The organism is Bordetella muralis, from assembly GCF_965139205.1.
GTDB lineage: Bacteria > Pseudomonadota > Gammaproteobacteria > Burkholderiales > Burkholderiaceae_B > Bordetella_A > Bordetella_A muralis.
In genome coordinates this window covers 77,901-95,622 of the sequence record NZ_CBCSIU010000016.1, presented here as the reverse complement: position 1 = coordinate 95,622, position 17,722 = coordinate 77,901, and the positions used below count along the sequence as shown (strand labels likewise).

General features: G+C 59.8%; 11 protein-coding genes. 8 read left to right on the top strand and 3 right to left on the bottom strand.

Going from position 1 to position 17,722, the window contains the following annotated elements; translation table 11 throughout:
* Positions 1 to 28 precede the first annotated feature (28 nt).
* Positions 29 to 1,765 (top strand): D-lactate dehydrogenase, encoded by a 1,737-nt coding sequence (gene dld, locus ACNA0I_RS20035; protein ID WP_415807796.1) that lies wholly within the window; start codon positions 29 to 31, stop codon positions 1,763 to 1,765.
* Positions 1,766 to 1,797: 32 nt separating this feature from the next.
* On the opposite strand, the gene ACNA0I_RS20030 is transcribed toward dld, so the two are convergent.
* The gene (locus ACNA0I_RS20030) at positions 1,798 to 3,291 is read right to left on the bottom strand and encodes a TPM domain-containing protein (RefSeq protein ID WP_415807795.1); all 1,494 of its coding nucleotides are present in this window, start codon (positions 3,289 to 3,291) and stop codon (positions 1,798 to 1,800) included.
* Between the two features lie 280 nt (positions 3,292 to 3,571).
* Here ACNA0I_RS20030 and ACNA0I_RS20025 point away from each other — a divergent pair, with 280 nt between their 5' ends.
* The 5 genes from ACNA0I_RS20025 (at position 3,572) to ACNA0I_RS20005 (ending at position 10,287) form a co-directional block, all read left to right on the top strand.
* The gene (locus tag ACNA0I_RS20025; RefSeq protein WP_415807794.1) at positions 3,572 to 5,059 is read left to right on the top strand and encodes an ABC transporter substrate-binding protein; all 1,488 of its coding nucleotides are present in this window, start codon (positions 3,572 to 3,574) and stop codon (positions 5,057 to 5,059) included.
* 60 nt (positions 5,060 to 5,119) lie between these two features.
* Positions 5,120 to 6,037 carry an ABC transporter permease gene (locus ACNA0I_RS20020; protein ID WP_415807793.1) on the top strand — a complete coding sequence of 306 codons (918 nt, stop codon included), beginning with the start codon at positions 5,120 to 5,122 and terminating at the stop codon, positions 6,035 to 6,037.
* 5 nt (positions 6,038 to 6,042) lie between these two features.
* Positions 6,043 to 6,978: an ABC transporter permease gene (locus tag ACNA0I_RS20015; RefSeq protein ID WP_415807792.1), complete on the top strand. Its 936-nt coding sequence runs from the start codon at positions 6,043 to 6,045 to the stop codon at positions 6,976 to 6,978.
* A gap of 31 nt (positions 6,979 to 7,009) precedes the next feature.
* Positions 7,010 to 8,854, top strand: coding sequence for an ABC transporter ATP-binding protein (locus ACNA0I_RS20010; protein ID WP_415807791.1), 1,845 nt, complete (start codon positions 7,010 to 7,012; stop codon positions 8,852 to 8,854).
* Between the two features lie 113 nt (positions 8,855 to 8,967).
* The gene (locus ACNA0I_RS20005; protein ID WP_415807790.1) at positions 8,968 to 10,287 is read left to right on the top strand and encodes a lyase family protein; all 1,320 of its coding nucleotides are present in this window, start codon (positions 8,968 to 8,970) and stop codon (positions 10,285 to 10,287) included.
* Positions 10,288 to 10,296: 9 nt separating this feature from the next.
* On the opposite strand, the gene ACNA0I_RS20000 is transcribed toward ACNA0I_RS20005, so the two are convergent.
* Complete coding sequence (locus ACNA0I_RS20000) at positions 10,297 to 11,244, bottom strand: LysR family transcriptional regulator (RefSeq protein WP_415807789.1); 948 nt, start codon at positions 11,242 to 11,244, stop codon at positions 10,297 to 10,299.
* 163 nt (positions 11,245 to 11,407) lie between these two features.
* Between ACNA0I_RS20000 and ACNA0I_RS19995 the strand changes: the two genes are divergently transcribed.
* Both ACNA0I_RS19995 and ACNA0I_RS19990 read left to right on the top strand, forming a co-directional pair.
* Positions 11,408 to 12,313 (top strand): hypothetical protein, encoded by a 906-nt coding sequence (locus tag ACNA0I_RS19995; protein WP_415807788.1) that lies wholly within the window; start codon positions 11,408 to 11,410, stop codon positions 12,311 to 12,313.
* A 94-nt stretch (positions 12,314 to 12,407) separates the two neighbouring features.
* Positions 12,408 to 13,439 carry a porin gene (locus ACNA0I_RS19990; RefSeq protein ID WP_415807787.1) on the top strand — a complete coding sequence of 344 codons (1,032 nt, stop codon included), beginning with the start codon at positions 12,408 to 12,410 and terminating at the stop codon, positions 13,437 to 13,439.
* An 8-nt stretch (positions 13,440 to 13,447) separates the two neighbouring features.
* On the opposite strand, the gene paeA is transcribed toward ACNA0I_RS19990, so the two are convergent.
* Positions 13,448 to 14,779, bottom strand: coding sequence for a polyamine export protein PaeA (gene paeA / locus ACNA0I_RS19985; RefSeq protein ID WP_415807786.1), 1,332 nt, complete (start codon positions 14,777 to 14,779; stop codon positions 13,448 to 13,450).
* Positions 14,780 to 17,722 lie beyond the last annotated feature (2,943 nt).

The window sequence follows — 17,722 nt, the reverse complement described above, 5'->3', positions numbered from 1 at the left end:
CGACGTGCCAAATGTAGAGAGAGGATTCATGTCTGATGTCATCCTGCCGACGGTTACCTCGGCGCAAACGCCTGAAATGCGCCAGCGATTGCTGACCTCGCTGTCCACTATCGTGGGCGCTTCGCAGGTGCTTACGGACGACCGGGCGATGCGCCGCTATTGCACCGGTTTTCGTTTCGGCCGCGGCAAGGCCCTGGCGGTCGTGCGCCCAGGCTCGCTGGTCGAACAATGGAAAGTCCTGGAGCAATGCGTGGCGGCAGGTGTGGCCATCATCGCTCAGGCGTCGAATACAGGCCTGACCGGCGGTTCTACGCCGCATGGCGAGGACTACGATCGCGATATCGTCATCATCAGCACCAGCCGCATCAAGAAAGTGCACGTGATCGAAGATGGCCGCCAGGTCGTGTGCCTGCCAGGTTCGACACTGGATCAGTTAGAGCGTTTGCTCAAGCCGTTGGGACGTGAGCCGCACTCGGTCATTGGATCATCATGCATCGGGGCGTCAGTCATCGGCGGCGTGTGCAATAACTCGGGCGGTTCCCTGGTCAATCGTGGGCCAGCCTATACCGAGATGGCGCTATACGGTGCTGTCGATGCAGAGGGAAAGCTGCATCTGGTCAATCACCTGGGTATCGAGCTTGGAGCCGATCCGGAAACGATCCTGGCGACGCTGGAGAATCGCGGGTTCACGGACCAGGATGTAGTGCGAGACGCTGGCGCTGCCTCGGATCATGGCTACGCCAAACACGTCCGTGATATCGATGCCTCCACTCCCGCTCGCTACAACGCCGACCCGCTGCGTTTGCGCGAGGCCTCGGGCTCTGCAGGCAAGGTCATGGTCTTTGCGGTCAGGCTCGATACCTTTCCCGCCGCACGTGGCGCCAAGGTGTTCTATATCGGTACGAACGACACCAATGTGCTGACCGACATTCGCCGTCATGCATTAGGCACGTTCGAGCATCTGCCCATTGCCGGCGAGTACGTGCATCGCGATGCTTTTGATGTGGCGGCGCGTTATGGCAAAGACCTCTTTTGGATCATCGAGCACTTCGGTACAGACCGGTTGCCGGCGTTCTTCAATCTGAAAAATCGCTGCGACGCATTCTTTGAGCGGCTCGGGTTTTTTCAGGCCAATCTCAGTGATCGCCTGATGCAATTTTTCAGCCGGCTGCTGCCCAATCATCTGCCGGCCCGGCTGTTGGCTTATCGCAATGAGTACGAGCATCACTTGATGCTCAAGATCCCGGCCGAAGGCGTTGCCGAAGCACAGGCATTCTTATCCGAGTATTTTGCGCAAGGCCGGGGCGGCTATTTCGAGTGCACCGAAGAAGAGGGAAAAAAGGCATTTCTGCATCGCTTTGCTGCAGCCAGTGCAGCGGTCCGCTATCGGGCCGTGCATGGCTCGACGGTGGAGGACATCGTGGCATTGGATATTGCTTTGCGACGGGACGATCGCGATTGGTTCGAGCGTCTGCCGGCCAAGTTCGATGATGCGATCGAGATGAAGCTGTACTACGGGCATTTTTTGTGCCACGTTTTTCATCAGGACTACATCATCCGCAAGGGGCACGATTGCATGGCGATCGAGCACCAGATGCTGGAGCTGCTGGATGCCAGGGGCGCCGAGTATCCCGCCGAGCACAATGTGGGCCATCTATATCAGGCCAAGCTGCAGTTGCAGGCTTTTTATAAGAAGCTGGACCCGTGCAACTGCTTTAACCCCGGTATTGGCTTCCTGTCCAAATACGTGAATTATCGGGAGTAATGCCACGACGGTTAATGTGCCTGCAATATCGGCTACCACCGTCCTCCAGCGCCGCCACCGCCGCTGGAGCCACCGCCAAAACTCCCGCTTGATGAGCTGCTACTGCCTCCGCCACTACTACTGCTGGAGCCGCCGGAACTAGAGTCGTTGTCGCTCAGCACAGCGAGCGCGATGAAGCCCAGTGATTTTTTATAGTCGCAGTACGCGCACGTCTGGATGCGTTCGCCCTTTCCTTCCTCGGAATAGGTCGAGGGTTCTATGACTTTGATCGCAGGCTTTTTCAGCGTCTGTGCATGGCACTGCGGGCAGACGCTGAACGACTTGGCCTGTGTTCCCGCAAAATCGCAGAGCTGCTTGGCACCTGTTTTCTGGTTTACCCAGATCTCATATGATTTGGACTCAATTTTCTCTTCGCATTGCTGTTCGCCGGTGAGATAGCGCATCAAGTCCTTGGGCGTGAGTTTGTCCCGGCTCTGACGCGACCAGTCTCCCGAGTTGTCGGGTGGCGTCGCCCGCAGGCGCGCCAGTCTGCCGTTTTTCACGACTCCGACGTAGGCCAGATAAGCAAATGGCGCGAGTACGAGCGGCAATAGACTCCAGCGCGTGAATGAGGTGCGCATGTCCAAGGCTGTCTTTTTATCCTTGGTGCTGCGTGCAAGCAGGGTGGAGCATGCGTGGTAATGAAAACTCAATATCAACGCACAAAACGTCGCGACAAAGTAGGGCAGGTTCTTGAACTGATAGACCTGTTCGATCGTTTCTGTCAAAAGAAAAACAAACAGGCTCATAAAGAGCAGGAACACGAAGGTGAACAGTCCAAACCAGAAAGGGTGGCCTTCGTACTTGGTGCTCTTTATGGAAAATCTCGTCAGTACGTGTTTGCGCGCCAAGCTCATCCACAGCATAGCGACGGCAAACAGAGCGACCGCAAATCCGGATTGATCGATCGCTTCGCCATGCCGGTTCCAGAACGTGGGCTCATAGGCTTTCAAGCCCTCGAGCTCCAGGGCGTGATCGGGTGAGAGGAACACCGTTTCCACGGCCTTGGCGGCAGCCAAGACCGCCATATCGGTGTTACCGGATTTCAAATAGGGAACGAGATATTTTTCCCCGATCTGTTTTAACAGCGCATCGGGGAATATGCCCTCGACACCGTAACCGCTGATGAAGCGATATTCGTGCCGGTCCATTGCCAGAAATAGCAGCAAGCCGTTATTGGCGCCCTGTTTGCCTATGCCCCAATGATTGAACAGATCCAGGGCAAATTGAAAATCGCTGTCGCCCAGGTAGTCATTGACGACCACGATAGCGAACTCGCTGCCGTTCTGCTGTTCGATGGCAGCGCTGATGGCATCGAGTTCAACCACGGTGTCGGTTTGCAGATTGCTATCCGGATCACTGACGTAATGGCTCTGTCCGCGGTCTTTAGGATTCGGAAGCGACTCGACGGAATATTGCGCATAGGCATTGACGCTCAATAGCAGAGCGATGAGCGTGGAAATCAGCAGAGCGAGGCGCCGGGGCATGGAGGGAGATCTGGCCGCAATAGGATGACAGGCGCCATCATATCCTGAGGGGAAATGCGGCCCTGCCATGGGGCGCCCGGGGCGGGGACCGGCCGCTTTGCCAAATGCGTGGCGTTGATCGACCCGATAATTCTAATAATTCGATGTTTTGTGCCGATAATTCGAAGTTACGCAGATAACGGCCACGGTAGCATGCCTGAAATTCTGATAATTCTAGGGAGACGACATGCTGTTGCGATACTGTCGGCGCTGGGCGGGCGCTCTTGCTTTGAGTAGTGCGATGGCGACTACGGCCGCCTGGGCCGGGCCTGATAACGATACGCTCGTGGTGGCTTTTCAGCGGGAAGTGGTGAACCTGGATTATCTGTACACCACGTCTCAAGAGCACGTGATTCTGTCGGATCTCACGGATGACCGTCTGTTTGATGTCGATACACAGACCAACGAGATCTCGCCCATGCTGGCGACCTCGTATCAATATGTGGACGACACCACGATCGATGTGACATTGCGCGAGGGGGCGCATTTTCATAGCGGCGCGCCGTTTTCGGCCGATGACGTGGTCTACACGTACAACTGGGTACTGTCGCCAGACAGCGGCACGCGCGCTTCGGGCACGGTGAGCCGTTGGCTCAAGAGCGTCGAGAAGCTCGGCCCATACCAAGTGCGTTTTCATCTGAAGGATGTGTACCCGCTAGCGTTGCGCGATATGGCGCGGCGCATACCGATACGTCGCAATGGCGTCTATGAGGTCGATGGCAAGCCTGATCGCGGTGCCCAGGCGCTGCACCCCGATGGGTTGGGACCGTATCGCGTTGAGTCCTTCGAACCTGGACAGCGCGCCGTGTTGGTGCGATTCGATGATTATTATGCCGGCAGTCCAAAGGGGCGGGCCGCAATCGGCCGCATCGTCGCACGCACGATTCCCGACTGGGGGACGCAGCAGGCCGAGTTGATGAGTGGCGGGGTGGACTGGGCATACGATATGCCGCTGGACGTCGCGCAGAGTATGGCGGCCACCGGGCGTGCGGTGCAGGAGGCTGGTCCCAGTCTGCGTGTCAGCTTCGTTGTGCTGGATGCGGCGGGGGTGAGCGGGCCGAGTCCGTTGACCGATGTGAAAGTGCGGCGCGCGCTGAACTACGCGGTCAATCGCAAGGCGATTGCCGAGTTTCTGGTGGGCGGGGTGGCGCAGCCATTGTTTACGGCATGCCATCCCACGCAGTTCGGATGTTCGCAGGATGTGCCCCACTATGCCTACGACCTGAAAAAGGCCAAGGCATTGCTGGACGAGGCCGGATACAAGAAGACGGACTCTCTGGAACTATGGGCTTATCGCGACCGTGCCGTCGCGGAGGCAGTGGCTGCAGATCTTTCCGCCGCCGGCGTGAATGTCAAGCTGCGTTATGGGCAATTGGCGTCATTGGATCGTGCGCGGGCAGACGGCAAGATTCGTGCGTATATCGGTTCATGGGCTAACGGCGGGACGGCGGACACGGCCATGATCGCACGCGTTCATTTCGGCGATACCGACCGCAATCTGTCGCGTAATTCGCAGGTGGCGCAGTTGGTCACGGATGCCGAGCGCACTAATGACAAAACGCGCCGTGCTGATCTTTACCATCAGGCATTGCAGATCATTGCCGATCAGGCGTATTGGATTCCGCTGTACACCTATTCCGTGAATTATCTGATGTCGCCGGCGCTGGACTTTCCTATTCCACCGGACGGTTTGCCGCGTTTGTACGAAGCGCGTTGGAAACGATCCTAAGCAATCGTTTTGCGCGCCGCACCGCCGGGCGCGCCCTGTTTTTCTCGACGGAGATTATCCATGTTGCGCTTTGCGCTAAAACGCCTTGGGTTGGCGGTGCTGGTCGCGCTGGTCGTATCGTTTGCCACGTTCCTTTTGCTGAACCTGGCGACCGATCCCGCCCAAGCCATCGCGGGCGAGAATGCCGAGCCGGAGCTGGTCGAGCAAATCCGCCACGAGTACGGCTTTGACAGACCTTTTCTCGAACGCTATGGGAACTGGCTGTCGGATGCCGTGCAAGGCGATTTCGGCCGTAGTTACTACTGGCATGATTCGGTAGGCCAACTCGTCGCCAAGCATGCGCCACCGACGATTCGCCTTGCTTTGATGTCGATCATCGTGACAGTGCTCTTGGCCATCCCTCTGGGGGTCGCGGCGGCGTTGCGACCGAATTCCGCGCTTGATCGTTTTTCGCTGGGTGTGGCCGTGTCGGCACAGGCCATTCCGAATTTCTGGTTGGGCCTGATCCTCGTCATCTTGTTGAGCGTGATGGTGCCGATATTTCCCGTCTCGGGCGATTCGACCTGGTTGCATTACGTATTGCCGGCCTTTGTGCTGGGGACCAGCTCGGTCCCTGCGGTGATGAGGTTGACCCGTGCGGGGTTGATTGAAGTCATGGGCTCCGATTACGTGCGTACTGCGCGCGCGAAAGGCTATCGCGGCGTGTCGCTATTGATGCGGCATGCCATGCGCAATGCCATGCTGCCCATCGTCAGCGTGCTGGCAGTGCAGTTGGGTCAGAAGTTCGGCGGCTCGGTGATTGTCGAATCCATCTTTGCCATCAACGGCCTGGGCCGGTTGACGCTGCAATCGATTCTGGGCAGCGATATTCCGACGGTGCAGATGTTGATCTTCATTTTCGCGCTCGTCTTCATTGTGATGAATTTTCTGGCGGATGTGCTCAACGCGCTGCTCGATCCGCGTATACGTATGGGGTAACGAGCATGAATCGAGAACAAATTTCACTGGCAGATGCGGTGTACATGCCGGCGACTGAGGCAGTTGACGCCGATGATCTCGACGCGCAACGTCGTCAGGCATTCTGGAGGCGTGTGCGCGGGCATCGCGGTTTGCAGATGGGGGCCTTGATTCTGTTGGCCTTGATGGTGGTGGCGATCGGCGCGCCGTGGTTGGCGCCGCATGACCCTTACGCGCAATCGCTGGCACATCGTCTGCTGCCGCCAGTCTGGCAGACTGGTGGTTCCTGGGACTACGTACTTGGCACGGATCAGGTGGGTCGCGATTATCTCAGCCGCTTGATCTACGGTACGCGCATTTCGCTGATTGTCGGCTTTGGTGCAGCCAGCGTCGGCTGTCTGATCGGTGTGACGTTGGGCGTGTGTGCAGGGTACTTCGGCGGCCGGGTCGATTCTCTGGTCAGTTTCTTGCTGACGTGCCAATTGGCGCTGCCTGGCTTGTTGCTGGCAATGGCGCTGGTATTCATCATCGGGCCGTCGTTGTGGGTCGTGATCGGCATCATCGGTGGACTGCACTGGACCTATTACCTGGTGGTGACGCGTACCAGCACACTGCGCTTGAGACAACTGGATTTCGTGGCTGCCGCGCGGGCCGTCGGCAGTAATCGCCGGCAGATCCTGTTCCACGAGATTCTCCCCAATCTGCTCAACCAGATCATCGTGGTGTTCACATTCGAGATTGGCATCGCGGTGCTGGCCGAGGCAGCGTTGTCGTTTCTGGGCGTGGGCATCCAGCCACCCACGTCTTCATGGGGATTGATGATCTCCGAGGGAAAGATGGCGATCTTTCATCGTCCCTGGTTGGTGGTATTGCCGGGCATGGCACTGTTTCTGCTGGTAATAGGCGCCAACCTGCTGGGCGACGGGTTGCGCGATGTGACCTCGCCGGACAAGCGCAACTAGGCGCAATGCCATTCTGGGGAACTATCCAAATATGTCTACCAATTCGTTATTGCAGATTGAGGGGCTCAATGTCGCGCTGCCCACGTCTGGCGGGCCGCTGCATGCGGTACGCGGCATGAGTCTCGCGCTGGAGCGCGGGGAGGCATTGGGCATCGTGGGCGAATCCGGTTCGGGCAAGTCGATGACGGCGTTGGCGTTGATGCGCCTGTTGCCCGATGGCGCAGAACTGTCTGCCCGCGCCATTCGCTATCAGGGCGAAGACCTTGGGGCATTGTCTGATGCGGGTTTTGCTGCGCAGATCGCGGGCCGCCGTATTGCGATGATTTTCCAAGAACCCATGACCTCGCTCAACCCGGTTTATACGATCGAACGGCAGATGACCGAGCTGATGATTCGCGATGGCAGCAGTCCTCGGCAGGCTCGCGAGCGTGCGTTGTATCTGTTGGACCGCGTGAAGGTACCCGATCCTGTGCAGCGCTTGCGCAGCTATCCACATCAATTATCCGGTGGGCAGCGTCAGCGCGTGATGATCGCCATGGCACTGATGACCGAGCCGCAGTTGCTGATCGCCGACGAGCCGACGACGGCACTGGACGTGACCGTGCAGGCGCAGATACTGGATCTGTTGGCCGAATTACGTCAAGACCTCGGCATGGCGATGATCCTGATTACGCACGATCTTGCGGTGGTGGCCAATGCCGTGGATCGCGTGATGGTCATGTACGGCGGACAGCCGCTGGAGTCTGGTGCGACTCGTACTGTGCTGAGTGATCCGCGTCATCCTTATACACATGGCTTGTTGGGCTGCGCGCCCGGGAAAAGTGCTCGCGGCAGCCGTCTGAACGCCATTCCGGGTATCGTTCCATCGTTGATCGGGCCACAGCGAGGGTGTATTTTTGCGCCGCGTTGCGCGTGGGCCGATGCGCAATGCCGCAGCGAAGACATCGCGGCCACACAACGCGGGATCGATGACGATTGGTACCGCTGCTTGCACCCGGTCGAAAAGAACGTGATGTCTCGTGATGGGCATATGGCACCTGTGGAGGCTGGTATCTCTGTTGCGGCTGATGTTCAATCAGACTCAGTGTTGGTGGCACGCGATGTCGTGCGCACGTTTACCCAACGCAAAGGCCTGTTCGGCCAGCCGTTCACCGTACGAGCCGTCGATCATGCATCGTTGGAGGTAGGGCGGGGCGAGACGTTGGCTGTGGTGGGAGAGTCCGGGTCGGGCAAGAGCACGCTGGCTCGCATTCTGCTTGGCCTGGACGAGCCCGATCAAGGGCGCATCAGGTTGGGAGGGCAGGAGATAGGGACACTGTCGCCACAGTCGCGTGCGAGGCTGGTGCAACCCGTATTTCAGGACCCCTATTCCTCGTTGAATCCACGCCGACCGGTAGGCGACATCGTCGCTCGTCCGCTCGCATTGCATGGCGCCGTGCCAGCCGCCGAACGACGCGCACAGGTCGTACGGATGCTGGAGCGGGTAGGTTTGCCGAAACGTGTGATCAACAGCTTTCCCGGACAACTGTCGGGCGGCCAGCGTCAGCGCGTGGCAATTGCGCGCGCGCTTATTCTGCGGCCGCAACTGTTGCTATGTGATGAGCCTACGTCGGCGCTGGATGTGTCTGTTCAAGCGCAAATACTCAATCTGTTGCAGGATCTGCAAGAGGAGTTTGGATTGTCCATGTTGTTTATTACTCATGATATTGGCGTGGTGCGTCAGATCGCCGACCGGGTTGTCGTCATGCGCGGCGGCCGCATTGTAGAAGAGGGGCTGGCGAGCACTGTATTGACGCGGCCCGCGCACGAGTACACGGCGCTGCTGCTGGACTCAGTGCCATCGCTGGAACGCGCATTCACGGAGGCAGTGGCATGAGCGCGATACCTGCCGCGGGTTCTTACGATGGCGGTGCTTCGTCTGAAGCAGATGCCGCGCCACAACAAAAAAATCACGCTGTAAGTCATGGCGAAACGTTGCCGAGCTCTGTCATGGATCTGTTCTCTACCGAACAGATCTGGCAAACGTGGCTGGACATCGAGGCTGCGTTGGCGCTGTCGCAGGCCAGTCTGGGGTTGATTCCTGCGCAGCATGCGCAACATATCGCCGCACACGCCACGTTGGCGCACTTGGACCTGCCCGCCCTGCGCGCCGACATACAGCGTACGATGGCACCGGTGTTGTCAGTTGTGCATGCCCTGGCGCATGCCTGCGGTGATGAGGCCGGCGGTTACGTGCATTGGGGTGGAACCACGCAGAATATCATTCTGGGTGGGCGAGTGCTGCAGATGCGCCGTGTGCATCGCCTGTTGCTGGCACGCATAGGCCGTAGCCTGGAAACGTTGGCGGCGCTGGCCGAGACCGGTGCCGACGTGGTGATGGCGGGCCGCACCAATCGCAAGCACGCGTTACCCATCACCTTCGGATTCAAGGTCGCCAGCTGGATCGAGGAGTTGGTCCGTTGTGTGCAACGGCTGCGTCAAGTTGAACCTCGCACGTTCTCGCTGGTGTTTGGCGGCGCCATCGGCGCGATGCACACGTTCGGACCCGATGGCGTGCAATTGGCCAACGCCATGGCCGAGCGTCTCGAGTTGGGCAGCCCATTGGTGCACTCGCGCGCCATGTTGGATCCGTTTTGCGAGTACGTGCTGGTGCTGTCGCTGTTTGCAATGACTTGCTCGCGCATCGGTAACGAGCTTTACACGCTGATGACTGACGAGATCGGCGAGATCGCCGAGGCCTTGCCTGAAGGTGTGGTGGGCAGCAGCACCATGCCGCATAAAGACAACCCCAAGCATGTGGTCAGCCTGATTGCGCGGGCGGCGAAGTTGCGTGCCCTGGCTGCTCCGGCTCTTGAGGCGGGTCAACCCAGCCACGAAGGCGACTCTGCCACCAATCAACAGTTGTATGGCCTTATTGACGAGGCTTGCCCATTGGCCTATGACGTGGCGGTCAGGCTGGACGATCTATTGGCGTTGATTCGCTTCGACGCTGTCCGTATGCGTGAGAATCTGGCACGTTCGGCCGATGTGATTGCTTCCGAGCATTTGATGATGGTGTTGGCGACGACATTGGGCCGTCAGCATGCGCATGATCGCGTGCATGCGGCGATTCGCGAGGCGAGGCGCGATGGCAGTTCGCTGGCGGATGTGTTGATGGGCCAACCTGACATCGCCGCTCACTATACGCGGGAGCAGATCACGGCGGCACTCGATCCCGCGCGCTACACGGGCAACAGTCGGGACATTGCTTTACGGGCGGCAGCGTTGGCGCGCAACCTGGCCACGGATATCGCACCGCGCGTAGCGTAGATCGCGTCGCTAGGTTGATTCCTCGGGTTTGAGCAAGCGAAAACTGGGCGCCGCTTCGGCGTCCTCGCGGCAGAGCCGGCGCACATAGGCTCTCAGGCAATCGAGAAAGAGATCGACCAATGGTGGCCGGCCCGACGGCGGAAATATGCAGGCGTACGTGACCCAGCGTTCGGGCGTAATGGGGCGGAATACGACACTGTCGGTCGGCAACAGACGCGCGCAGGTGCGGTCCATGATCGATATGCCGTTATTGTCGCGCACCAGTTGTTGCACCATGAGTGTAGAGGTCGTCTCGATGGATATGCGCGGTTTGGCGCCGGCCGTGGCGTAGATGTCGTCCAGCCGGCGGCGCCATAGTTGGTGGGGCTGCAGCGATACGATAGGCTGGTCGAGCAGGTCTTCGGCGCGGATGGCTTCACGCGAGGCCAAGGCGTGCTGGCGTGGCAACAGGGCCTCCATCCGCACTTGCAATACGGGTTCGACGTGCAGTTCGACGATGGCGTTGCTGATGGGCAATGAGATCAGCCCAAGGTTGTAACGTCGCCGCGCCACTTTGTTTTCGATCTCGAAGCGGCCCTCGATGTGAATACGGCAATCAAAATCGGGATCCTGGCGCCGCATGTCGCTGATCGCGGGCGATACCAGGCAGGTTCCCAGGGGAACAGAGGTGACCAGCGTGAATTTTTCGCGATTTTTGCTGCGTATATCCTCTGCGATGCGAGGTATTTCATCCACTCCCATCAGGATTTGCTCGGCCTCTTGGAAGAACAATTCGCCTTCCGGAGTCAAGAGCAGGCGGCGGCGCGCGCGCGTGAACAGCTTCAGGTGGATTTCGTCCTCCAACAAGGAAATCAGGCGGCTGGCGGCGGATTGGCTCAGGTGCAGGCGCTCGGCTGCCGAGGCTAGAGAGCCGTGCAGCACGATCAGCCGAAACAGACGCAGCGATTTCAGATTCATGGCGTAGGTCGGAGGGGGATGGATGTTTCACTATTTCGAAGACATCATCACTTAATTCGAATAATCGGTTTATTCAACAGCGATAGGATGCCAGAAGACCTCGGAGACATCCATAAGAAAAACGTGCGGCAGCCGCGCTGCGCAGTGGCTATAGGAGACAAACTTGAAACGATCGATCATCGCGGTATTGATTGCGCTATGCACGGCAGGCGTCGCGCGCGCTGAGCTCGCTGCAGGGGCGGGTGAGTATGAATTCCGTAATGCCGATACCGGACAATCGGTACAGGTGTATTACTTCAAGCCGGACGGCTATACCGCCAACACGCCGGTGGTGTTGCTGCTGCATGGTATCAAGCGCAACGCGCAAACTTATCGCGACGGTTGGGTCGACATCGCACGTCGGCACAACCTGATGGTCCTGGCCCCGCTCTTTACTCGTGAGGCCTATCCGGGCGCCAATGGCTACAACCTGGGCAACGTGTTTCACGCGGTATCGCACCAGGAAATCACTGGCAAGGCAAAACCCGTCGAACGTAATCTTCCGGCGAAATGGAGTTTCTCCCTGCCCGATGCGGTATTTACTGATTTTGCGCGGCGCGAATCCACGGCCCAAGACGGCTACACACTATATGGTCATGGCGCCGGTGCACAGTTTGCGCACCGTTATGCCTTGTTCCGGCCGAACAGCCTGGCCTGTCGCATCATCGCTGCCAATTCCGGCTGGTATACGTATCCCGACACCACCGCCGATTGGCCCTATGGCCTGCGCGACGTTCCCGATGTGGCCGACAAGCAGACCGACGCCTATCTGGCCGCGCCGTTGATGCTCATGCTGGGTGATGCCGACGTGCACAAGGCAGGGGTGATGCGCAAGACTGACGGCGCGCAGGAACAGGGCCAGAATCGCAAGGTTCGTGGCGAGCGCTTTTACGCGCACGCACAGCAACTGGCGAAGCAGCGCAATACGACGTTTGCCTGGCGGTTGGAGCATGTCGCTGATGCGGGACATAGCAATGATGAGATGGCAGCTGCCGCTGCCGCCCGCGTGACCGGCTGCACCAAGCACTAGCGCTGTATTCATAGGAGATATTGTCCTGGCCAGCCCGGCCGGGGCGGGGCTGTGCACGCGCACGGCCCGAGATTTTTAAACGGAGGAGAAGACGATGAAAATAACTGCGATAAAGATCGTGCAAGCAATGGTATTTGGCACCGCCGGCTTGGCAGCTGCGGCACAGGCCGAAAGCAGTGTGACGCTATATGGCCTGATCGACCTGGGGTATATGTACGACTACGATGAGAGCAAGGGATCGGCGCAGAGCATCAACAGCGGTAATGAATCTGGCTCGCGTTGGGGCCTCAAGGGAGAAGAGGATCTCGGTAATGGCTTGAAGGCTATTTTTCAGCTGGAAAGCGGTTTCGATGCCGACACCGGTATGGCGGCGCAGTCCGGTCGTTTGTTTGGTCGCTGGGCTTACGTTGGTTTGGCAAGCAACACATTGGGCGAGATACGTTTGGGCCGTCAATGGGTGCTGGGCCGGGAATGGGGCGGCGTGGCGACGCCGTTCTCGATCGCCTGGTCGCGATCGGGATTGGGCACCACGTTTGGCTACAACGATGGCGATTTTGGCGCTAGTGGCATTGCCGACAACATGGTGATGTGGCGCTCGCCCAAAGTGAGCGGATTCGAGGCTGCCGTGGGGTATAGCTTCGCGATCAACGGTGACGAAGAGTTCGGCACCGGCAACAACGATCGCATGGTCACAGCAGGTGTGCGATACGGCCGCGGACCGTTGCGTGCCGCGTTGACCTATGAGCATTCGTATGCGGATCAACGTCGATCCGCTCGCAACGCCAGCAACTGGCAATTGGGCGCTTCCTACGATTTCGAGGTCGTACGCATCTACGCGGGAGCAGGCCGTATCAGTGACGCCAATAAGGGCCCCGCCAGAAACGTGGACAAAGATGTCGCCTGGACGGCGGGTGTGCGTGTGCCCGTGGGGCCAGGGGCACTATTGGCGTCATGGCAGCAGACGACAAACTCGAAGATCAAGGGTTATGCGGTGGGCTATCAGTATGATTTGTCCAAACGCACCGACCTGTACGTTTTTTATAACCATAGCGAGACACGCAATTTGAATACGAGCGAAGATAACGAGCGGAGACAGGCCAGCGTGGGTATCCGCCATCGCTTTTAAGTCAAAGGTCAGTCAGGCAATTGCCCTGCGGCACTTGCCCCGGACTGTGCTGGTGCTGCGACACGGGTCACCAACACCTGATCCACGCGGTAAGTGTCCACGTCCATGACCTCGAACTTGTAGCCTCCCAGGGACACCACGTCGGTGCGGCGTGGCACGCGGCGCAGCACATCCATCAGAAAGCCCGCCAGCGTCTCGTATTCGTCGCCATTGAGGTGCTCTTCGATACCCAGCACTCGGCCTACGTCCTGGATGGGCGTAGCGCCGTCGATCAGCCATGAATTGTCATCGCGTTGAATGATGAAGTCTTCGTCCCACGGCGATACGAGTTCGCCCATGACGGTGCTCATGACATCGTTGAGCGTGACCAGACCCACCACCAGACTGTATTCATTGACGATCATGGCGAAATCTTCGCCCACTTGACGAAACTGCTCCAGCACTTCTGCCAGCGTGAGCCTGTCAGGCACCACCAGGGCTTTGTGAATGAGTTTGCTGTCGGTCAGTGCGATCGATTGATTATTCAATAGCCGCTGGTACAGGTCGCGGGTATTCACATAGCCCACGACATGATCGATATCGCCGCGGCAGACGGGATACGTAGAAAAAGGCTCTTCGGCGATGCGCGCCCGGATGATGTCTTCGGGGGCATCTTGTGGGAACCAGGCGATGCGGTCACGCTGTGTCATGGCGCTGGAGACGGTGCGCGTATCGAGCTCGAAGATATTTTCGATGATGCGTTGCTCTCCGCGCGCCAGGACCCCCGAACGTGTACCTGCTTCGGCCAGGGCCAGAATGTCGTCCGAGGTAACGCGTTCGTCACGGCGCGTCGGCAATCGCAGCATGCGCATGAGCAATTCCGCACTGCGTGAATATACCCAGACCAGAGGCGAAAAAATGCGCACCAGCACGCGCATGGGCCCGATCACGCGCAAGGCGAACCGTTCCGGCTCAGCCATGCCCGCCTGCTTCGGGATAAGGTCCGTCAGGATGATGAACAGTGAGGTCACCAATACGAACGAGCCGACAAAGCCCAGCGATGCCGACATGTCGGGCGACAGCCATTGGCTCAGAAATTGCGAGAAAGTCGGGCTGAAAATGCCCTCGCCCACGATACCGCCCAGGATGGCCAGGGCATTGACGCCAATCTGGATGGCCGTGAAGTAATGGCCAGGCTGCTGCTGTACGCGCAGGACTTCTTCGGCCCGGGCATCGCCGTCTTCGGCGAGCTGCCGCAGGCGCAGGCGGCGCGATGCGGCGATGGCGATTTCGGCAATAGAGAAAAATGCCGCCGCGATCAGCAGCCCCAACAACAGCAAGAGATTCTGGCCGAGGGTCATTAATGAGGGTACGGGCAGGGTGGCCCGTCAAGGTGGAACACGTATCGATTCTACCTTGTGGCTCTCGAGGCGCTGCGTCCGTACGCCGCTATCAGGACGTCACGCATGCGCATTGATTGGTGTGGGGACGTGCCGTCTGTGGGTGGCCGCAAGCGGATTCGTCGAGCCAATCAGCGGTTTCGTCGAAAAAAAATGGTTCACCGTGAGGTTTCTTGTTAGGTTCTGCCGGACCCACTATGCCCGGAGTCCGACATGTTGTCCATACACGCCCGCAAAGGTCATCGATTGATGCGCAAGACGTTACTGACCATGAGCCTGAGCATGGCCTTCGGTCCGTTGACGGCGCGTGCCGACGATATGGTGTGCAGCCCCGATGCGGCATGCCTCGAACTGGATCAGGGCGCCGTTTATGACGACAAAGAGGGTCTCGCCTATCGGGGTGATGATGGCTCGCATGATGGCGACAGATCCGGCAAGAACGGAGCCAGGCTGGAACTGCTGGACCATGGCGCCAATTTCAACCTGGATCCCGTGGTCGGCGGAACCGCGCTGTCCAACGTCCCGGGCGCCATGTATCTCATCTCGCAAGGCGGCGACGGGCACGACGAGGGCGATGGCGGGCATGGTAATACCGTGCGGCTGGAAAGCGCCGGCAGAGTGCAGATGGTGGTGGGTGACAGCAACGACGGGCTGGGCCAGGTCGATGCCGTGCTGTTTGCCGCCAGCCTGGGCGGCCACGGCGATGGCGAAAAGCACGATACCGATGACGATGGCGGCAATAACAATAACAACACCTATGGCGGCGATGGCGGCATGGGAAGCCGCGCCGAAGTGCACACGTACGACGGGAGCGAATATAGTGTGGCGGGCGAGATTCGCAGCCATATGTACGGCATCTACGCCACTAGCGAGGGAGGCGACGGCGGGGACCAGAATTCGTCGGTGTTCGGCGACCAGTATGGCGGTACCGGCGGCGATGGCGGAGAGGTCAGCATCACTAACCGGGGCTCGTTCTATTTTTCCGGTGCAGCCCTGGCAGGCAGTGTCGGCGAGAAACTGACCGTTCACGATGGTGTCCAGGTCGCGATCCTGCGCGCCGAATCAAAAGGCGGCGACGGCGGCTATGGCAACGGCAAGGCGGGCGATGGCGGCAACGTGAGCGTTGACCACCAGGCTGGTGTGCTGTCGCTTGACGGTACGACCGGCGACAACGTGTCGATATATGGCATCCGTGCCACCTCCGAAGGCGCCGAGGGCTATGGCTCGGAAGACAACTCGAACCAGGGCGGTTCGGGGGGTGACGGTGGCCGGGTCGATGTCACAGTCGCCAGCGATATCGGCATCGACGTGCCCATCGCATCGGGCGCCATCGTGCAGGCGGTATCCGAGGGCGGCAAGGGTGGCGAGGCGCCGAAGAAGGATCATAGCGGTGGCGAGGGCGGCGATGCAGGCGACGTGACGGTGACGTTGGCGCCAGGTGCGGCGCCTTACGTTTTGCGTACCACGGCCGACGGCATGGTCGGCATACAAGCCCAGTCCAAAGGCGGCTTCGGTGGCGATGGAGAAGACTCTCTCGCATTGGCGGGCAAGCCTGGCGGCGCCGGGTTCGGCGGCGATGCCGGCCGCGTGACGGTGAACATCGACTCGGCGGCCTCGATCGAAACGACAGGTACCCACGGCACGGGTGTCGCGGCCTGGTCTGTTGGCGGCGGGGGCGGCACGGGGGGCGATTTCTACGCCATTCTGGGCGGCTCCGGCGGCAAGGGCGGTGATGGCGGCCTTTCTGGAGACGTGGGCGTCTACAACGCCGGGAACATTCGCACGGACGGTGACTGGGCCTTTGGTATCGATGCGCAATCGAACGCAGGCGGCGGCGGTGCGGGCGGCATCAGCACAGGCATCATTGCCAGTGTCGGCGGCGATGGCGGTGTGGGCGGTCAGGCGGGCACAGTTGTGACCAGTAATGCCGGTGGCATCACCACGACGGGTTATGGCTCCATTGGGGTCAGCGCACAAGCCATCGGGGGCGGCGGCGGTAATGCCGGCGTGTCGTTCGGATTGGTGTCGGTCGGGGGCAGCCCCGGAGAGAGCTCCGACGATGCAAATGGGGGTACGGTGTACCTGTCGAACGCCGGGTCGATCATTACGCTGGGCGATGCTGCGCCAGGCATGAGCGGGCAATCGATAGGCGGCGGTGGCGGCAATGCCAGCGGCGAGGTTGGCATCATCACCATCGGTGGCGTTGGCGAGGCGGGCGGCGACGGCGGTGACGTCCATGTCGATGGCGGCGAATCGGGTTCGACAGGGCAGTTGGGAACGATCTGGACAGAGGGTAATTTTTCTTATGGCGTGATCGCGCAGTCGATCGGCGGCGGCGGCGGCAACGGCGGCAGCAGCTTGAATTTCGGGGTCACCGGTTCACTGGGGGTCGGTGGCGCAGGCGATTCAGGCGGCGATGGCGGCACGATCAATTTTTCCGGCACAAGTCCGGCGTCGATCACAACGTCGGGCGAGAATGCGCACGGCATCCTCGCGCAGTCCATCGGCGGTGGTGGTGGCGCCGGCGGCGACATCGTGCACGAAGGATTCGATTTCTTCTCTCTTTTGGTAGGCGGGCGCGCGGGTGACGGCGGGGACGCGGGCGATATCGGCTTTTCCTGGGAAAACCTCGCCGTGGATACGTCCGGCAGCGCTGCACGCGGCGTGGCGCTGCAGTCCATCGGCGGCGGTGGCGGCACGGGCGGTGGGATCCGCAGCGCCAACTTCGCCATCGAGGGGCAACTCGTCATCGGTGTGGGTGGCAATGGTGGGGACGGTGGCGATGGCGGCAAAGTCGCGGCTCGAATAGGCAACTCTTCCATCACAACGCGTGGCCCGGGCGATGAGGCAGATGGCAACAAGGTCGCCGACTCCACGGCGATCTCCGTGCAATCGATCGGCGGC

What these genes read in the sequence shown, in the direction of transcription:
- dld (WP_415807796.1), top strand. Translation starts at nt 29, where the DNA reads ATGTCTGATGTCATCCTGCCGACGGTTACCTCGGCGCAAACGCCTGAA.
- ACNA0I_RS20030 (WP_415807795.1), bottom strand. Translation starts at nt 3,291, where the DNA reads ATGCCCCGGCGCCTCGCTCTGCTGATTTCCACGCTCATCGCTCTGCTA.
- ACNA0I_RS20025 (WP_415807794.1), top strand. Translation starts at nt 3,572, where the DNA reads ATGGCGACTACGGCCGCCTGGGCCGGGCCTGATAACGATACGCTCGTG.
- ACNA0I_RS20020 (WP_415807793.1), top strand. Translation starts at nt 5,120, where the DNA reads ATGTTGCGCTTTGCGCTAAAACGCCTTGGGTTGGCGGTGCTGGTCGCG.
- ACNA0I_RS20015 (WP_415807792.1), top strand. Translation starts at nt 6,043, where the DNA reads ATGAATCGAGAACAAATTTCACTGGCAGATGCGGTGTACATGCCGGCG.
- ACNA0I_RS20010 (WP_415807791.1), top strand. Translation starts at nt 7,010, where the DNA reads ATGTCTACCAATTCGTTATTGCAGATTGAGGGGCTCAATGTCGCGCTG.
- ACNA0I_RS20005 (WP_415807790.1), top strand. Translation starts at nt 8,968, where the DNA reads ATGGATCTGTTCTCTACCGAACAGATCTGGCAAACGTGGCTGGACATC.
- ACNA0I_RS20000 (WP_415807789.1), bottom strand. Translation starts at nt 11,244, where the DNA reads ATGAATCTGAAATCGCTGCGTCTGTTTCGGCTGATCGTGCTGCACGGC.
- ACNA0I_RS19990 (WP_415807787.1), top strand. Translation starts at nt 12,408, where the DNA reads ATGAAAATAACTGCGATAAAGATCGTGCAAGCAATGGTATTTGGCACC.
- paeA (WP_415807786.1), bottom strand. Translation starts at nt 14,779, where the DNA reads ATGACCCTCGGCCAGAATCTCTTGCTGTTGTTGGGGCTGCTGATCGCG.